The following is a 15331-nucleotide window of genomic DNA, read 5'->3' as shown; positions in this document are numbered from 1 at the left end:
GTTGTGTTTTGCGTTAAAATTTTGATTATCAAACTAATATAAATGTGCTTTTTTATCTTTTTGGTAAAAAAGTAAAAAATCAACGAACTGCTAATTTTATTAATATCCTATTGATGAATTTAAAAAGGGTTAAACTTATTCCAAGCCCAATTCTTGACGCATAGATTCGTCTTTGACTTGATATTTATTCCAGTAATCTGATAAAATTGTTTTGATACGCGTTGCTTTGGTAGTTAATTCTTTACCATTATCAATATAGGTTTCTGTCCATCCTTCAATTTCATGAGGAAATTTCTTGTGATAATCAATTGTTAAGGTGCGCTGTGACTCTACAAACTCTACTTTATACGTCATCAGTCCCTTATTAGATTCATGATCGTTTAGTGTCGCAAATGCATTTTCGACATCGAGTCGAGTATGTCGCAATCGTGTCGTAGCGGTGTTGGGAATCAATTGTATGTCACCAATAGGGAGGGCATTAGGGGAAATTCTAATAAGGTTCCAAATTTCATCTTCCAACATCGCTTGTTCTACTTGATACTCTTGATCACCTTCGGTTTCAAAGTAAGATTTGAGCAAGACCTTGTATTTGTAAGATTGTAAGTTGAGTTGTGTATACGTATGCCCACACCATTCTTGCAGACTTGTGGTGACTTTTATGCTATTTTTGTAATTTTTTAAATCAATGGGAGTAAAAATAGATTGAAGGATAGAGTAGTCGTAAATGCCCGTCGTAAATTTCTTCGTAAAATTCATTTTTAAGACTTGGACAACATCCTCTTTATTTCTAGTCGTATTGTTAAGTTTAACTTGTTTGGATTTTGAAAATGGCTCTGTTACAAAGACAAATACAGCCGATCCTTCTCTAATTTCACCATAACGCGCTTGTTTCAATTGGTAGCTTGTAATTTCAGCTTTACCTTGGTACCAGTATTTATCAAATTTGGAATTCACAATTGCTAGAGGCTTGGTTTTCTTTATTTTGCTACTATTGGGAAATGCAGAAAGCAAAAGAATTCCCACAAAGGCAATAGGAATTAAATAATTGAGTTTATATTTAGAAAATAAAGACATAAAATTTTGTTTTAGATAGCAACAGAGAATTGCCTGTCTAATATACTAAAAAAAAATAGTATTTACTATGAAAATCAATTCTATCACAATCCTAATTGCCTGCTTTTTATTATTAAATACCAATTTGAAAGGACAAAAATTAATAGATGATACCAGAACTCTAAAGGTATTGGTTTTTGAACATACAATGAAGGATAAAAAAAAGCTAGTAAGCCAAGGAGGACGCGTGAAATACAAATTGCGTGGGGATGCTCAAAAAGTTCAAAAAGGAACCTTGGAAGATATCAAGGAAGGAGCAATGGTTATTGATGGAAAAGAAATCCAATTTAATGATTGTGCTATGATTGGAGGTCGTGTGAGTTCACAAGAAGTTTTGGTGGGAGGCATAACCTTAGGAGCCAGTTTCACAGGACTCATAGTAGGCGCAACCTTGCTAGGTAATGTTACTTTAGGAGGAACTGTTATTGCTGCTGCTGTAGTTGGTGCTGTGGTCGGCATTATTTTGATTACAAAATACAAGCGTTTTAACCTAGATAAAGGATGGGAGGTACACAGCGGACAAATTATCTACAGTACTACAGATTAACCACTTTGTTTAGCCATGAGATGATTCTTAGTAGAATTTTATTTATAAAAAAAGCTTGTTTGTCAATCGACAAACAAGCTTTTTTTAATGTTAAGAAGCAATAAGACTAAGGTCCTTTAACCTCTTCCTTTTCAGGTTTAACCGTCACAATAATAGATTTTTCTAAGTCTAAAAATTGTTTGGCTGCTTTTTGAATATCTTCTTTAGTCAAATTCTCAACTAATTGATCATAGCCTTTGATTTGAGCTAAATCTCTATCCGTTCTATAATAGTTCGTCAATGTATTTAACCAAAAACGGTTTTTCTCTAAATCACTTTCACGAGAACGGCGTTGTGTTTCTCTAATTTTGTTGAAATTCTCATCAGAAGGACCATTCTCTTGCAAAGATTTGATTTCCTCTTTTACAGCTTCAACCAATGTTTCCACATCCTCAGGAGCACATTGGAAAAATACCGTAACATCTGAAACTCCTTTAGGTTCTTGGTTCATGCCACCCCCTACATAAGGACTATAAACACCCCCTTTGTCTTCTCTAAGGTTTTCACGAACCATAATGCTCAATACTTTTGCCATAGAAGATACATGGTACGCTTTTTCTTGAGACCAATCTTCTTCTTGTACAAATCCCATATAAACATTCGCTTGTGGAGCCAATCCTTTTTTGAGATTACTAGTGCTTGTATTGGTTGGATATTTAACCCCAACATCTTTACCTTTTTCTTTTCTATTGGTGCTTGGCAAAGATCCTAAGTACAACTCTAATTGAGGCTTAATTGTTTCAGGCTCAAAGTTACCTACCAAAACAAAAGTAAAGTCACTAAAATCAGAAAAACGATCGTTGTAAATCTCATAAACACGCTCAAAGTCAATTTTGTCAATGTCTTCTTCAGCAGGAACAACCTTGCGTCTTGGATGATTACCAGTCTTAATTTTTTGAATTTCTGTTTGGAAATACAACATAGGATTAGCACTCAAGTTACGCAATTGTTCTTTGGTCTGATCCATAACACGAGTAAACGACTCCTTATCTTTTCTAGGATTTGTTCCATATAGGTGAACAAGTTTCAACATGGTTTCAAAATCTTCAACAGAAGAAGAACCAGAGAACCCTTCGTACAACTCACCAATGTAAGGACCAATTTGTACAGTAGCACCAGTTAGTTTTTTCTCTAAAGCAATTAGATCAAATTCTCCAAGACCTGCTTCATCAACAATGTTGGCAGCATTTTGTGCTGTAACAAAATCTTTATCGTCATACAAAGAATGTCCTCCAGGGCTGTATGCCGTTAGCAGAATTTGGTCATTTTTAAAATCTGTTGGTTTCAAGATCACACGAACACCATTAGACAAAGTGTATTCAGTAATTTCTAAATCATCTTTAGTGATCTTTTTTGTATCTACAACTTTACCAGCAGTAGGTGTTTTAGCCATCAAAGGCATATCTAAGAACTTGTCTTTATAAGGCTCTGGCTTCAAATCCTTAGCGGTTTCAAGTACTTTTCTAATTTCCTCCTCTGTAGGCAAAACCACACTTTCTTTGTCTGGTGCGGTAAGAACAATCGCTCTATTTTCTTCTTTGATCCAATCTTTTGCCAACTGGTTGATTTCTTCAAGCTTAATAGTTGGCAAAAATTCTTTGACCAATTTCATCTCTTTTTCAGCACCAAACAAAGGAGCATCGTTTAAGAAATGATAAACACATTCCATTGCCAAGTTAGCAGAGCGACTCTTGTCACGCTCTTTATATTGACGTTCTGCCAATTTTTCCAAAGCCAATTTTTGACGCTCTAATTCTGAGTCAGTAAAACCATGTTGCAAAACACGTTGATTTTCACGTAGCAAAATGTTCAAACTACCCAAGATACCATCTTCTTTAGGTTGAGCAGAAGCATAGTAAGCATCTTTAGAGCGAACAAAATTACCATATCCTGCCCCTGCACTAATAAATGGAGCATCGTTTTGTTGAGCAATCTCATCAAAGCGGCTACTCATCATTGAGTTATACAGTTGGTGCATCAAAGAAGTTCTGTAGTCATCTAAGGTATTAATTTTTTGAGCATCGTGTTTAGTATACAATTGCAAACTGATTCCTGTAGCTTCTTTATCTGTTGCAATTGCCACAAATGTTTCTTTATGATTAGGAACTTCGTACAATTTTTTCTCTCTAGGATTTTCAGGATTTTTCAAGCCACTGAATTTTTCCTTAATTTTTTTCTCCATTTCATCTACATCCAAATCACCAACAACAATGATAGCTTGTAGGTTGGGACGATACCAGTCTCTGTAGAATCGACGGAAACGATCGTGCGGAGCATTTTGGATAATATCCATCAATCCAATTGGCAAGCGATCTGCATAGCGAGTATTGTAGAACACCTTAGGCCACCAAACTTGGCGCATTCTTTCACTAGCACCTAATCCCGTTCTCCACTCAGACTGAATGACACCACGTTCTTTGTCAATCTCTTCTGTTGCAAATGTAATGCCTGTTGCCCAATCGCTCATAACCAACAATCCCTTGTCTACCAAACCTTCTTTGTCTGTAGGCAATTGCAGCATATAAACAGTTTCGTCAAAACTAGTATAAGCATTCAAATCTGCTCCAAAACGAACTCCTGTTTTTTCTAAGAAGTTGATCAAGTCATTTTTTTCAAAATTAGTCGTACCATTAAATGCCATATGTTCTACAAAATGCGCCAAACCTTGTTGGTCGTCGTCTTCTTGCATAGAACCAGCATCAACAGCTAAGCGAAGTTCGATACGGTTTTCTGGTGTTGCATTTTTTCTAATATAATACTGCATACCATTGTCAAGTTTGCCTGTACGTACTTCAGGAGAGAAAGGTAGCTTGGCATCCATTCCACTGGCACCCTCTTTGGCTGCATCTGTTGTTGCCGTAGAACCTAAGCTGCCTAAACCACTAACAGGTGAAGGAGCATTCGTATCTGATTTAGCAACAGTTTCTTTTTCTTTGTTCTTGTTGCTAGATGTTGTATCCGACGAACTTTTACAGCCCATTTCTGCATAACCTAGCAAGATAAAAAGAAACAATGCTAAAAACTTAGATGCGTTATTCATAAGTTTTTTATTTTAATAATGATTAGGAAAAGTGTAACTTTAGGAGTAATTAAAAAGTGCGTTTACTTTTAATGTAACTTCTTTTAGAGCTTTAAAATTAATTAAAAGCTCCTAAAATATAGTTTTTTTTCGACTAGTACCCTCGAAAACCCCATAAAAACAGATAGATGCAAGATTAGTCTTTTTTAATAAAAAAGGCTATATTTATTACAATTATAAAGAAGAATAGTTTGTGTAGACCTCTTTAAATTTTAGAGAGGATATTATAACATACAAAGCGTATATAAAAGACTTAGAGTTTGGCACTGCGTTTTTGTTTTTTATTGAAATGAATTATTTTTTATTTTAAATAAAATAATATTTTAGGTGGATAGATTTGCCAATTATATAAAATATTCCCTCTAAATAACACCTAATGAGCTCTGTAAGTTATGAAATGCAATTTTATTTAATGAAGATTATAAAGAAATTAAATACAGACAGATTTTTTATTAATTTTTTTTTCTTTAATATACTGGTAACGGTAACACTTTACTAATTCTATTCATAAATGCTTGAAAAGAAAGATAATCAGATTTTAGAAGCTATAAAAAGAGGCGATCCAAAAGTTCTAGAAAAACTCTATGATGATAATCGTCAACCCTTTTTGGTATGGGCATCTCAATCCTATCAATGTGAGTCAGAAGATGCAGTAGAAATCTATCAAAAAGCATATACGATTTTGTATCTAAATGTCAGGAATGAAAAATTGACAAGTTTAACTAGTACCATAAAAACGTATCTTTTTTCTATTGGAAAAAATTTATTTCGAGAAAAATTTCGAGATAAACACAATAGGCTAGTTAATTTAGACGACGTTAGTAATACAAATGCAATCGATAATCATTTAGATACTAATGTGTTTGATAATTATCAAAACGAGCATCAGAAAGAATTGGTACGACATCTGCTCAATGAAATAGGAAATCCTTGCAAGAGACTACTAGAGTTAATGTTTATTCAAGGATATTCTGCCGAAGCAGTCGTACACGAAATGGGATATAGTGATGAACGAGTTGTCCGAAAAAGAAAATCTTTATGTTTAAAGAAACTTAGAGAAATGGTAGCAGAAAAAAAAGATTCAAACTTTCTATAATTATCAAAACTAATTTAAGCGACTAAGAAGACAATTACCTCACCAAATATAATAAACCAAATACAGTCATGGCAAAAGTAGACAAAAGTAGACTGATTGAAGCCTATCATCGAGGCACCCTCAAGGGAGCTGATAAAGCCTATTTAAAACAACTCATGAGTGAGGACCCTAGTTTTAAGCAAGAAGTTAACGACTATAAGCAAATTTATAATGGACTAGAAGCATTGCACATCGAACAATTTCAATTGAATTTGAAAAAGATGGAAGCAAAATATCAGAAAGAAGATAATGTAGTTCCTATGAGTAGTAGTACTGGCGCAGTGGTTCGACCTATGAGAAAACTGTATGCTGTTGCAGCAGCCGTTGCTTTACTAGTTTGCTGTACGATTACCTACAATTTGATGTTGCCAAGTGTTTTTGACCAACATTTTGCAGCTTCTCAATCAATTGCTGTTCACATCGAATCTACTCGTGCTAGTGGTCAAACTATTTCGACAGCAGAGCAAATTAAAAAAAGCGCATTTACAGCTTATCAAAAGCAAGAATATAGAAAGTCAATTGATTTATTGAAAGATTATATGAATACCTACCCAGAAAAAGCATCCAAAGACTATCAATCTATGTTGGTGTTAGGGGTAGCTCAATTGGCAACAAACAAGACTACAAGTGCTATCAATACCTTGGAGCAAATTTTAAACGGCAGAGATTCCTCTTACAAACAAGAAGCAGAATGGATGTGGGCATTGGGAAAAATTAAGTTGGATCATACAGAGGCTGCTAAAAAATTGCTTCAAGAAATTACACTTCAAAAAGGGCACATCCACCAAGAGGATGCTGTTCAAGTGTTAGGGCAACTTTAAACGAGATACCAATAACTCAAATTTTATACAAATGACTTCCTGCTTTAGGAAGTCATTTTTTGTTGTGTGCCCAGTATGTTTAACCTAGTCAATTGAATTCCATAATTCATGTTATAATGTAGGTAGATCTTTTAGTGTCTTCTAACTATAGAATCGCGAGCTATGTATGTGCTTCTTTGGGATTTACTGGCAAGTACAAAAAATGTATATCAATGAAATCTTATTTTTTGGAAAAAATAAAAAAAGACTGTACCTTAGCAGCCCTTCTTCGCTGTAGAAGATTGGCGGGATGTAGCTCAGTTGGTAGAGTACGCGTCTGGGGGGCGTGAGGTCGCTGGTTCAAGTCCAGTCATCCCGACTAACAATATATAAAGGGTTTGAGCGTTTTGTTCAAACTCTTTTTTTTGTCTGGTTTGAACATAGTTTGAACTTTGGTGCATTTTCCTCTTTCATAAGTGATGGTAATTGCTAATAGTATTTTCTGTGAGTTAGAATAGATAGGAATGATATGAATAAGGTATAGATCAAAAGGATTGAAAATCAGTATATATTTTAAAGTTAAATAAGAATTTTAAAATAGCTAAAATAGCTTCTCGGTATAATTTTTTTAAACAGGTACATTGACTATATTGAATTTTCAACTGCTCATTAGCATTAAAAATAACAAACTACATAATGCCAAATTTAGAAGGAATAGGACTACAAAATTTTAGGACTTTTAAAAAGAAAGAAAATCTTGAATTTGCACCAATTACATTAATCACAGGTACAAATAATACAGGAAAAAGCTCTGTATTCAAAGCAATACAGTTCTTGATCCATAATTATAAAGATGGAATTGTTTCAGAAACCTTAGATTTTAAGACAATGAAACATGAGCTTGGAAATCTTGAACGCATCTTTAATCGAGTTACAATGATGGCTTTTAAAAACTCAAAAATGCCCCAAAGACAACATATGTACTCGAGACTTTCGGAATTTCACAAAAAGAATGACCCTACTTCCTGTGAACGACCTATTTTTGAAGAGGATGAAGACTTAGTCTTTGCATTTCCAATGCAATTTGGAGATCGCCGAGAAATAAGTGCAACTTTAGAAGTGAGATATGGATTAAACCGTTTTCTACCTAAGAAAGGAGATAAAAAAGAAGTAGTAGTTTCACATGAGATTAAAAATATTGCGATTGTAAGGAATGGAGCATATTTACATTGGTCTAATATAATAGGTTATAGAGAGTATTATGATGATGCTCCTGAATGGGAAATGGAAACAAGCCTTGATTTAAAAAAAATTCTTCAACTCATCATCGAAACACCTTTTGTAGAGATAGAGGAAGGAATTGAACCTAATGAAAACACCGCAGACTATTTTGCTATTGACTTGTTTAGTAGAATTGAAAAGTATGGGGGCATCTTTTTTGACTTTCCTTTTCCCAAAAAGAAAAAAGATGGCTACGAAAAACTTACTAAAAAGCTCACCAAAGGAAAAAGTTTATTTTCTGATTATTCAGAATTATCAGAAGAAGAAAGGTCAAAACTATTAGAAATAGAACAAAAAATTACTACTGAACTTATTAAAGGAAAGGAGAATAGCTAATACAAACTTTTAGAATGTTTCAAACATAGCTTTTCTAATCTGTTTAATGGAATGGAACAAGATATTATAAGAGCTGAACAAAAAAAAGAAGAAACTAACGAAGAACAGAATTTTCGTGATGCGTTTAAATCCTCAATGTTTCAAACTACACCTAACAGTACACTTTTTACAAATCTATTAAAAGCAATAGAGAGGGATTTTTTAGGTGCTGTTCAGAAAAAAATAGATAGTTTAAAAAAGGTTTATTTTCTACCAACTACAAGAGGTAGAAATAGAGAATGGTTTATTGACGAACAGAATAGTGAAGATATTCAAATCGTAAGAGATTTTTCTTCTATATATTTAGAGAATCACCTACCAATTCAAAATTTTATAAACTTTTGGATTGGGAAAGGAGAGGTTAATGAAAGTGGAAAAAATCAACAAAAAGGCTTCAAAATAGGAAAAGAACTTTCAGTTTTTAGAGATGAAACAATTGGTTTGACTAAAATTTTCCTAGTTAATTTTGATGGAACAAAAACCCCTCTAGTAGATTTGGGATATGGAGTATCCCAATTACTTCCAATCATAATGAAAATAGCTACTATTGCTCAAAAGCATGAAAGAATATATGAGTATAATTTTAATCATCAAGAAGGATATTATGAAAGAGAAACAATATACTTTAGCCCTTCAACTTTGTTAATAGAAGAACCTGAAGCCAATCTACATCCATCTTTACAGGCAAAAATGGCAGAGTTATTTATTGATGCTGCCTCTAGGTTTAATATTCAGTTCCTTATAGAAACTCATAGTGAGTATCTAATTTATAAATTTCAAGAATATATAGGTAAAAAAATAGTTTCTCCAAATGATGTAAAGATGTATTATTTTAATCATCCAAATGATGTTATGGAAGGGACGAAAGATAAATACATCAGTCATGTTCAAATAGGAGAAGATGGCAGTATTGATTATGAAAAGTATTTTGGGAAAGGTTTTTTTGATGAACAGACTAATTTAAAATTAAGTTTACTTAACATTCAGCCAGCGGTTCTAACGATAAACGGAATTATATTTAATTTTACCATAAGTCTGCATTTATAGGACATACGAGTCAAAATAGAGTGCTAAAATCGCAAAAAAAAGACCTGAAAAATCCCTAAAACAAGGGCTTTTAGAGCATTTTTTAGACATTATTTTGGGATGTTAAATTTTATAGTTTCCTTTTGAAACTTCGCAAGTATCGATAGGCACTGATTTATGAATTAAATAAATATAATTTCAAATGTCGTTAGTTTCGCTAACATTCAGCAATTCTAACGATAAACAGAATTATATGATAAAATAAGATTTAAGTTCATTGAAAAAGGAACGTACATTTACTAAAAAGTAAACGATGTACGACAAATTAGTAGAAATAGTATCCAAAGAGTTTCACCAAGTTCCAGACGATCGAAAAGGGCATACAGAATATTTGCTACATGATTGTTTAATGGGAGCATTTGCTATGTTTGGTCTAAAAGATCCATCATTATTGAGTTTTATAGATAATGCCATTCATCGTAAGGACAATTTAGAACAAGTCTTTAAAATTAGTAAGCTTCCAACAGATAATGGGATGCGAAAAATTTTAGATGCTGTCCAACCATCTGTTTTTCAACCTACTTTTAAAACAATCTTTGAACATTTGGAAAGGCTCAAAATACTCGAAAGTAGAAGATACTTAGACCAACATTTGCTAGTAAGTGTTGATGCCACAGGTACATTTTCTTCCAATAAGATTGGTTGTTCTCAATGTTTAACAAAGAAAAGAAAAAATGGTACAATAGAACATCATCACCAATTGTTAGCAGCGAGTGTAGTTCATCCTAATTTCAAGACCGTTTTTCCTGTTTTTGGAGAAGCAATAACGCGGCAGGATGGTTCAAAAAAGAATGATTGTGAACGAAAGGCATGTAAACGATTATTTCCACATTTACGCAGCATACTGCCAAAAGAAAAGATCTTAATTCTTTTAGATGCTTTATATGCTGATGGTCCAACTATTAAAGCACTTCAAGCACAAGATATCCAAATGGATTACATCATAGTAATCAAGGAAGGATATGTTTTGGAACAAGTTAAGCAACTTAGAAAAAAGGATAGTTTGCATCAGTGTCAATACCAGAAAAATGAAAAGACTCTGTGTCGATACAGGTGGGCATCTAACCTCATTCTAAATGGCGCAAACCAAGATATTATCGTAAACTATTTAGAATACGAAGAATATGATTTAGAAAAAGATAAAGTGGTTTATTCCAATAAGTGGATTACCAACCTAACTTTGACTAAATCAAATGTTTCATCTATTGCCACAGCTGGAAGAGCACGTTGGAAAATTGAAAATGAGACATTTAACACCTTGAAGAATCAAGACTACAATTTGGAACATAATTATGGTCATGGAAAATTCTACTTGTCAACAGTATTTGCTTTGATTATGCTATTAGCATTTTTTGTTGACCAGATTACAAGGGCTGTTGATGAAAGTTTTGAACAAGCCTTAAAAGAAGCAAAAACATTGCGTGATTTAAGGCAGAAAGTTCGAGTACTCTTTGATTTTATTCCTACTATTTCAATGAACTTAATCTATCAAATAATCGCTAGAAAGGTCAATATTCGACCTCAATTAGAATAGCTATTTGATATTATTATTATTTAATATATTTTCTTACATCGTTAGAATTGCTGCTTAACATTCAAAGAGATAGATTTTTAGATGATTTTTATGAGTTAAAAACGAAAAACGAAGAGATTGAAAATAAAATTTCTGAGTTAGAACAAAAAATTGACGCCTATACGAATAAATTGGATATTCAAGTATATCAAAGAATTATAAATACGAGATTTAATGTTTCCAAAATATCTTCACTTAGTGTTAAATATATGTCTTCGGGACAGTTTTTAATGAATACGATTGATGAAATGAGTGATTTTTCGCCTGTCATAATTCAGTATGGAAGAACCATAGAAAATGAATTAAAAGAGATATTCTTAAGTATTGACGCCTCAAAAAAATGGATGCTTGGTCTTATGCAAGGTTCTCTAGAAAAGTTTAAGTATGGTTCAACAGAATTACAACATTGTAACACTAGTCATTTTTCACAATTGGTAGTGGAGTTAGAAAACCAATTTAATTCTCCTATGAATTTAAAAATAGATTTAATTGACTATTTGAGAAATGTAAGAAACTCTGCGGGACATTCTGGAACAACAAAAACTAAACAAGAAGCAATTAACTATATTGAGAAGGTTAATGACTTCCTTGATAAATGGATTTTGGAGAAAAAGTAAATAAAAAATGAATATTTATTATTGTGACTTAAAACCATGTGCAAGGGGGGAGTATAGAATATTAGGTTTTGTAAGATTTTTACTTTTTTTCTATGAATACAGATGTTAACAAATGTCAACATGAAAGTGAAGTTTTGTGAGGTCGTTATCTAGTAGAGATAATCCTTTCTTTATGAGGACTTGATTTCATGTTTTATCAGGTTTATATTCCTAGACTTTGCACAACTCTGCTTCAAAAGTATCATAATTGATAAATTATCACCCTAAAAGTCTACTAAAAGTTTAATTTTATGTAACTTCAACAAAAGAACATATATTAAATAAGTAAAGATTAGCTAAGCGCATGAACAATATATCATCTAAAGAAGCATTACGTCTTATATCCCAAGCAATAAAAGAATTCATTTCCAACTATACAACATCAAATAAAGTAAAAAAAGTAGTCAATGGAAATGATTGCACTATACAAGTGACTCGGGTTGATTTTCAAACAACAACAACAAAACACTGGAATGATCAAGAAGGAAAAATAAATTCATTTTATCTTGACATAGGTCATCCAAATGTTGCCGCAGAGCCCAATATCACAATATCTACTAGAGTGAACCAAACAGGAACGCTAAAAATAAAAGCAACAAAAACAAGAGATAATACATCTGAAATTATATCAAGGGATTTTTATATTGACGGATTAGAGTTAGAGTATAATTCTGAAAAGCATGCCTTCATTATTAAAGGAGATGATCCTTTTAGTAAAATTATATTTTAATACACTATCTCAAAATAAAAGACATCTTTGATTCAAAGTATTTGTCTCTCATCCTAAAATAAACATTATGGAATTTGATTCTGAAAGAAAGTGCGCTTTGTGTTTGACTAATACAGCCGATGATACTAATACTCACTATCTCACTGATTCTGTTATCAGAAGATGCTTAAATGAAGAGGGGAGTAAAATAAGAGCAAAAACTAGTTCTTATGAAATAACTCTTGACCTAGATGATAAGACTTATTCAAAAAAATATAAATTTGGGCAAAAAACAAGTCAGAAAAGCATAGAAGAAGCGTTAAACCGCTCCCCTACAGATGAAGAAATTGAAGAAGCTAAAAAGACAGATAAGCATGCTGTTGATTATGTATTCTGTAGACAGTGTGAAAAAATGATGGCAGATGAAATAGAATCCCCTTTTGCCTCTATCATGAATAAGTTTCGTGCTGAAAGTTTCATGCCTAATACAGCTACACCAAATCCTTCTGCTGATAATATAATAGATGGATATGAGCTCTTTAATCAAGAGGATGATATAAAAAGAATAAGACTTTTCTTTTTATTACAATTATGGCGTACATCTGCTTGTGTTTCCAGTTTTAAATTAGACAATGAAATTGAAGAAACTCTAAGGACGATTATTTTAGACTGTAAAACAGTAAATGTGGAAGAGCTAAAAAAAATTCCTCTTGCTATTTCATATATTAATATCAAAAGTGATTACACAACAGGAATAGTTATGCCCATAAAATCTCGTTCAAAATATTTAATATTTATGTGTGACTTTCTTGTTGAGTATATTGGTTTGAATAGTAGCGATAGACGAACATTAGGTAAAATGAATCAAGAAGAAACTCAATTTGAAATAACAATTTTTAAAGAGTCATTTCAACCTACACTATGGACTAAATTTGCTAATTTAGTGTCATAAAACAAAACCCCAAACACAAAGTAATAACTTATAGCCAAACGATACTTTTTATCAAACTATTACTCTGAATCAGGGAATGAAGGTTAACTTCTTTTACTAGCTGTTTGAATGGAAGTGCCTTTTTATGGGAATAAAATTTCATATTTTCTTAGTATCTATCTATACCTTATATAGTTCAGCCTCGAAAGCTTTATAATCAATCCTCTCAGCTTTTTCAAGTTCCTTTAAAATCTTAGCATAGCGTTTAGTTGGTTTTCCTTTATAAAACTTCTTGAAATGTTTACTATAAATTTGTTCATATAGCATATCACTCTTAAATATTTTATCAAGGCTTCTATAATACTTGCTATAAGTTTGTGATTCATACATACAACCTTCAAAAGCTTCTCTGTGTAAAAAATATCCATCAATAGAATAAAGCTTTCTACAACGCTTTTTAGTAACAGGACAAAGGAAGACCAAAGAACACCTTTTCCTAAGTTAGAGGGCATTGAAACTAACTTTATCTTATAGTTTCGGGGTTTATCTCTAAATTTATAATCTAGCTCTATGTAGGGTTGCTTTTCAGAAGTATCTATAAGAATAGAAATTCTCCCTATCTGTTTTCCATTACTGCTCCATGTAAGTATTCCACTTTTATAGCTATTGGGTTTGAGATATTCCCATTCTTTAAGTTTGGTTGTACTTAATTGTAAAACTTCGTTGTATAAGGTTGGGAAAGTATGATACTTTGGCATTTTATGAAACCTAAATAACTAAGGAATTTAGCTTATAATAGGAAATTATGATTCTTTTTCTCTGTTATTTCTAGTTATAAAAAAAGAATCCCCCAAAAAGATAGAGGGGGATTTTTATTTAATAGTTTATTGTCTGTTTAGGATTCTTGCCCTAAATTAATAGCTACAAAGAATTTTCGTTTGTCTTTGAAAGATATAATCTTCTTGTGTTGTAAGCGACCTACAATAACAGCAGGGTGTATCCTGTGTTTTTCAGCAAAAGCTTCGATGGTTTCATCTTCTAAAGAATCAAGGGCTAAAAATTCCTTTTCTTGTTGTTTGTTAAATGTATAAGAAATGGCTATTTCATCAGCTTCTTGCTCTAGCTTTTCATCTTCTCCTTTATAACTAATATTTTCTAAAGAGATATACTTTTTCCCATGTTCCAAAATATGCCCTGCTTCATGGAAAAATGTAAACCAAAAAATATCATTTTGTTTGTATCGTCCTGTCAATTGGATAATAGGCGTATTACCATTCCATCGAGTAGCACCATGAATAGGAACAGAAGGCAAAGAAGGACTATAAACGACAATAACCCCTGCTTTAAGACAAAGTTGTTGCAATTGTTGGAAAAAGTCACTAGGCTGTAAATACATTAACTCTTGTATTTCTTTTAGTTGTTTTTTGAACGTACTTTTTGAATAAGTAGGTGCATCTATCTTTTGTGCTTGTAGTAAGCCATGGCGTAACCATGCAGTTAAAGCATGAGCGTGTTTAACTTCCTCTAAAGAGGCTCTAAGAGATACTTTAATCTTCTTATCAAAATAACAATCTTTCCAAGCTTTAGGAGAGGCTACACCAAAGAATGTTAATAGTTCGGCAGCTTTTTCAGAGGCTTTTCTTGTTGGGGCTACCCATCCTAATTTTGCCATGTTACTATAAGGAAACTCTTTTGCCCAATCTATACTTCCTTCAATGATTCTTTGATAAGCGTTTCTTGCTTCGCATTCATCATAGACACGTTGAGCTTCTAACCAAAAATAGGCAGGCATATTCAATACTTTTTCAAATTGAATTGCCATTTCGGGGGTAATACTACTTTTTCCATTTAGAATAGCCGAAATTGTTTTTTCGGGTTTTTCTGTTCTAATAGCAAACTCTTTAGAACCCATATTGCGCTCTTCAAGGGCTTCTATTAGAAAATCTTTGGGAGGTGTTACCGTTTGGGGATTATATGTATTCTTCATCGTATCGAAAATTTATTATA

General features: G+C 32.6%; 13 protein-coding genes and 1 tRNA gene. 10 read left to right on the top strand and 4 right to left on the bottom strand.

The annotated features are described in order from the left end of the window. Positions 1 to 135: 135 nt before the first annotated feature. Positions 136 to 1074 (bottom strand): hypothetical protein, encoded by a 939-nt coding sequence (locus QP953_RS00915; protein WP_052596309.1) that lies wholly within the window; start codon positions 1072 to 1074, stop codon positions 136 to 138. Between the two features lie 67 nt (positions 1075 to 1141). Here QP953_RS00915 and QP953_RS00910 point away from each other — a divergent pair, with 67 nt between their 5' ends. Further along, positions 1142 to 1660 carry a hypothetical protein gene (locus QP953_RS00910; RefSeq protein ID WP_052596308.1) on the top strand — a complete coding sequence of 173 codons (519 nt, stop codon included), beginning with the start codon at positions 1142 to 1144 and terminating at the stop codon, positions 1658 to 1660. A gap of 106 nt (positions 1661 to 1766) precedes the next feature. Here the strand turns inward: QP953_RS00910 and QP953_RS00905 are convergent, their stop codons facing one another. Continuing rightward, the gene (locus tag QP953_RS00905; protein WP_052596306.1) at positions 1767 to 4739 is read right to left on the bottom strand and encodes a pitrilysin family protein; all 2973 of its coding nucleotides are present in this window, start codon (positions 4737 to 4739) and stop codon (positions 1767 to 1769) included. A gap of 550 nt (positions 4740 to 5289) precedes the next feature. Between QP953_RS00905 and QP953_RS00900 the strand changes: the two genes are divergently transcribed. From QP953_RS00900 to QP953_RS00860, 9 genes are all read left to right on the top strand, one after another. After that, entirely contained in the window at positions 5290 to 5874 is a 585-nt protein-coding gene (locus QP953_RS00900; protein ID WP_052596303.1) for an RNA polymerase sigma factor, read from the top strand. Positions 5875 to 5942: 68 nt separating this feature from the next. Then, complete coding sequence (locus tag QP953_RS00895) at positions 5943 to 6734, top strand: hypothetical protein (protein ID WP_309553673.1); 792 nt, start codon at positions 5943 to 5945, stop codon at positions 6732 to 6734. A 285-nt stretch (positions 6735 to 7019) separates the two neighbouring features. After that, a tRNA-Pro gene (locus tag QP953_RS00890) sits at positions 7020 to 7092 on the top strand. Between the two features lie 317 nt (positions 7093 to 7409). Further along, positions 7410 to 8330, top strand: coding sequence for an AAA family ATPase (locus QP953_RS00885; protein WP_309553672.1), 921 nt, complete (start codon positions 7410 to 7412; stop codon positions 8328 to 8330). 51 nt (positions 8331 to 8381) lie between these two features. Then, on the top strand, positions 8382 to 9416 hold the full coding sequence (locus tag QP953_RS00880; protein WP_309553671.1) for a DUF3696 domain-containing protein: 1035 nt from the start codon (positions 8382 to 8384) through the stop codon (positions 9414 to 9416). Positions 9417 to 9708: 292 nt separating this feature from the next. Further along, entirely contained in the window at positions 9709 to 10989 is a 1281-nt protein-coding gene (locus QP953_RS00875) for a transposase (RefSeq protein WP_309552563.1), read from the top strand. Between the two features lie 47 nt (positions 10990 to 11036). Next, positions 11037 to 11645: a hypothetical protein gene (locus QP953_RS00870; RefSeq protein WP_309553670.1), complete on the top strand. Its 609-nt coding sequence runs from the start codon at positions 11037 to 11039 to the stop codon at positions 11643 to 11645. Between the two features lie 343 nt (positions 11646 to 11988). Beyond that, positions 11989 to 12414: a hypothetical protein gene (locus QP953_RS00865; protein ID WP_309553669.1), complete on the top strand. Its 426-nt coding sequence runs from the start codon at positions 11989 to 11991 to the stop codon at positions 12412 to 12414. A 67-nt stretch (positions 12415 to 12481) separates the two neighbouring features. After that, positions 12482 to 13345, top strand: a complete 864-nt coding sequence (locus tag QP953_RS00860) for a hypothetical protein (protein WP_309553668.1) — start codon at positions 12482 to 12484, stop codon at positions 13343 to 13345. Positions 13346 to 13569: 224 nt separating this feature from the next. On the opposite strand, the gene QP953_RS00855 is transcribed toward QP953_RS00860, so the two are convergent. Further along, positions 13570 to 14082, bottom strand: coding sequence for a hypothetical protein (locus QP953_RS00855; RefSeq protein ID WP_309553667.1), 513 nt, complete (start codon positions 14080 to 14082; stop codon positions 13570 to 13572). A 137-nt stretch (positions 14083 to 14219) separates the two neighbouring features. Next, the gene (locus tag QP953_RS00850) at positions 14220 to 15311 is read right to left on the bottom strand and encodes an ImmA/IrrE family metallo-endopeptidase (RefSeq protein ID WP_309553666.1); all 1092 of its coding nucleotides are present in this window, start codon (positions 15309 to 15311) and stop codon (positions 14220 to 14222) included. Positions 15312 to 15331: the final 20 nt, after the last annotated feature.

The organism is Aureispira sp. CCB-E (genome assembly GCF_031326345.1).
Classification (GTDB): Bacteria; Bacteroidota; Bacteroidia; order Chitinophagales; family Saprospiraceae; genus Aureispira.
This window is presented reverse-complemented; position numbering and strand designations above follow the sequence as displayed.

Excerpts from the sequence above, each read along its gene's own strand:
- QP953_RS00880 (WP_309553671.1), top strand. The coding sequence starts at position 8,382 with ATGGAACAAGATATTATAAGAGCTGAACAAAAAAAAGAAGAAACTAAC.
- QP953_RS00905 (WP_052596306.1), bottom strand. The coding sequence starts at position 4,739 with ATGAATAACGCATCTAAGTTTTTAGCATTGTTTCTTTTTATCTTGCTA.
- QP953_RS00855 (WP_309553667.1), bottom strand. The coding sequence starts at position 14,082 with ATGCCAAAGTATCATACTTTCCCAACCTTATACAACGAAGTTTTACAA.
- QP953_RS00860 (WP_309553668.1), top strand. The coding sequence starts at position 12,482 with ATGGAATTTGATTCTGAAAGAAAGTGCGCTTTGTGTTTGACTAATACA.
- QP953_RS00895 (WP_309553673.1), top strand. The coding sequence starts at position 5,943 with ATGGCAAAAGTAGACAAAAGTAGACTGATTGAAGCCTATCATCGAGGC.
- QP953_RS00900 (WP_052596303.1), top strand. The coding sequence starts at position 5,290 with ATGCTTGAAAAGAAAGATAATCAGATTTTAGAAGCTATAAAAAGAGGC.
- QP953_RS00875 (WP_309552563.1), top strand. The coding sequence starts at position 9,709 with ATGTACGACAAATTAGTAGAAATAGTATCCAAAGAGTTTCACCAAGTT.
- QP953_RS00910 (WP_052596308.1), top strand. The coding sequence starts at position 1,142 with ATGAAAATCAATTCTATCACAATCCTAATTGCCTGCTTTTTATTATTA.
- QP953_RS00865 (WP_309553669.1), top strand. The coding sequence starts at position 11,989 with ATGAACAATATATCATCTAAAGAAGCATTACGTCTTATATCCCAAGCA.
- QP953_RS00850 (WP_309553666.1), bottom strand. The coding sequence starts at position 15,311 with ATGAAGAATACATATAATCCCCAAACGGTAACACCTCCCAAAGATTTT.
- QP953_RS00915 (WP_052596309.1), bottom strand. The coding sequence starts at position 1,074 with ATGTCTTTATTTTCTAAATATAAACTCAATTATTTAATTCCTATTGCC.
- QP953_RS00885 (WP_309553672.1), top strand. The coding sequence starts at position 7,410 with ATGCCAAATTTAGAAGGAATAGGACTACAAAATTTTAGGACTTTTAAA.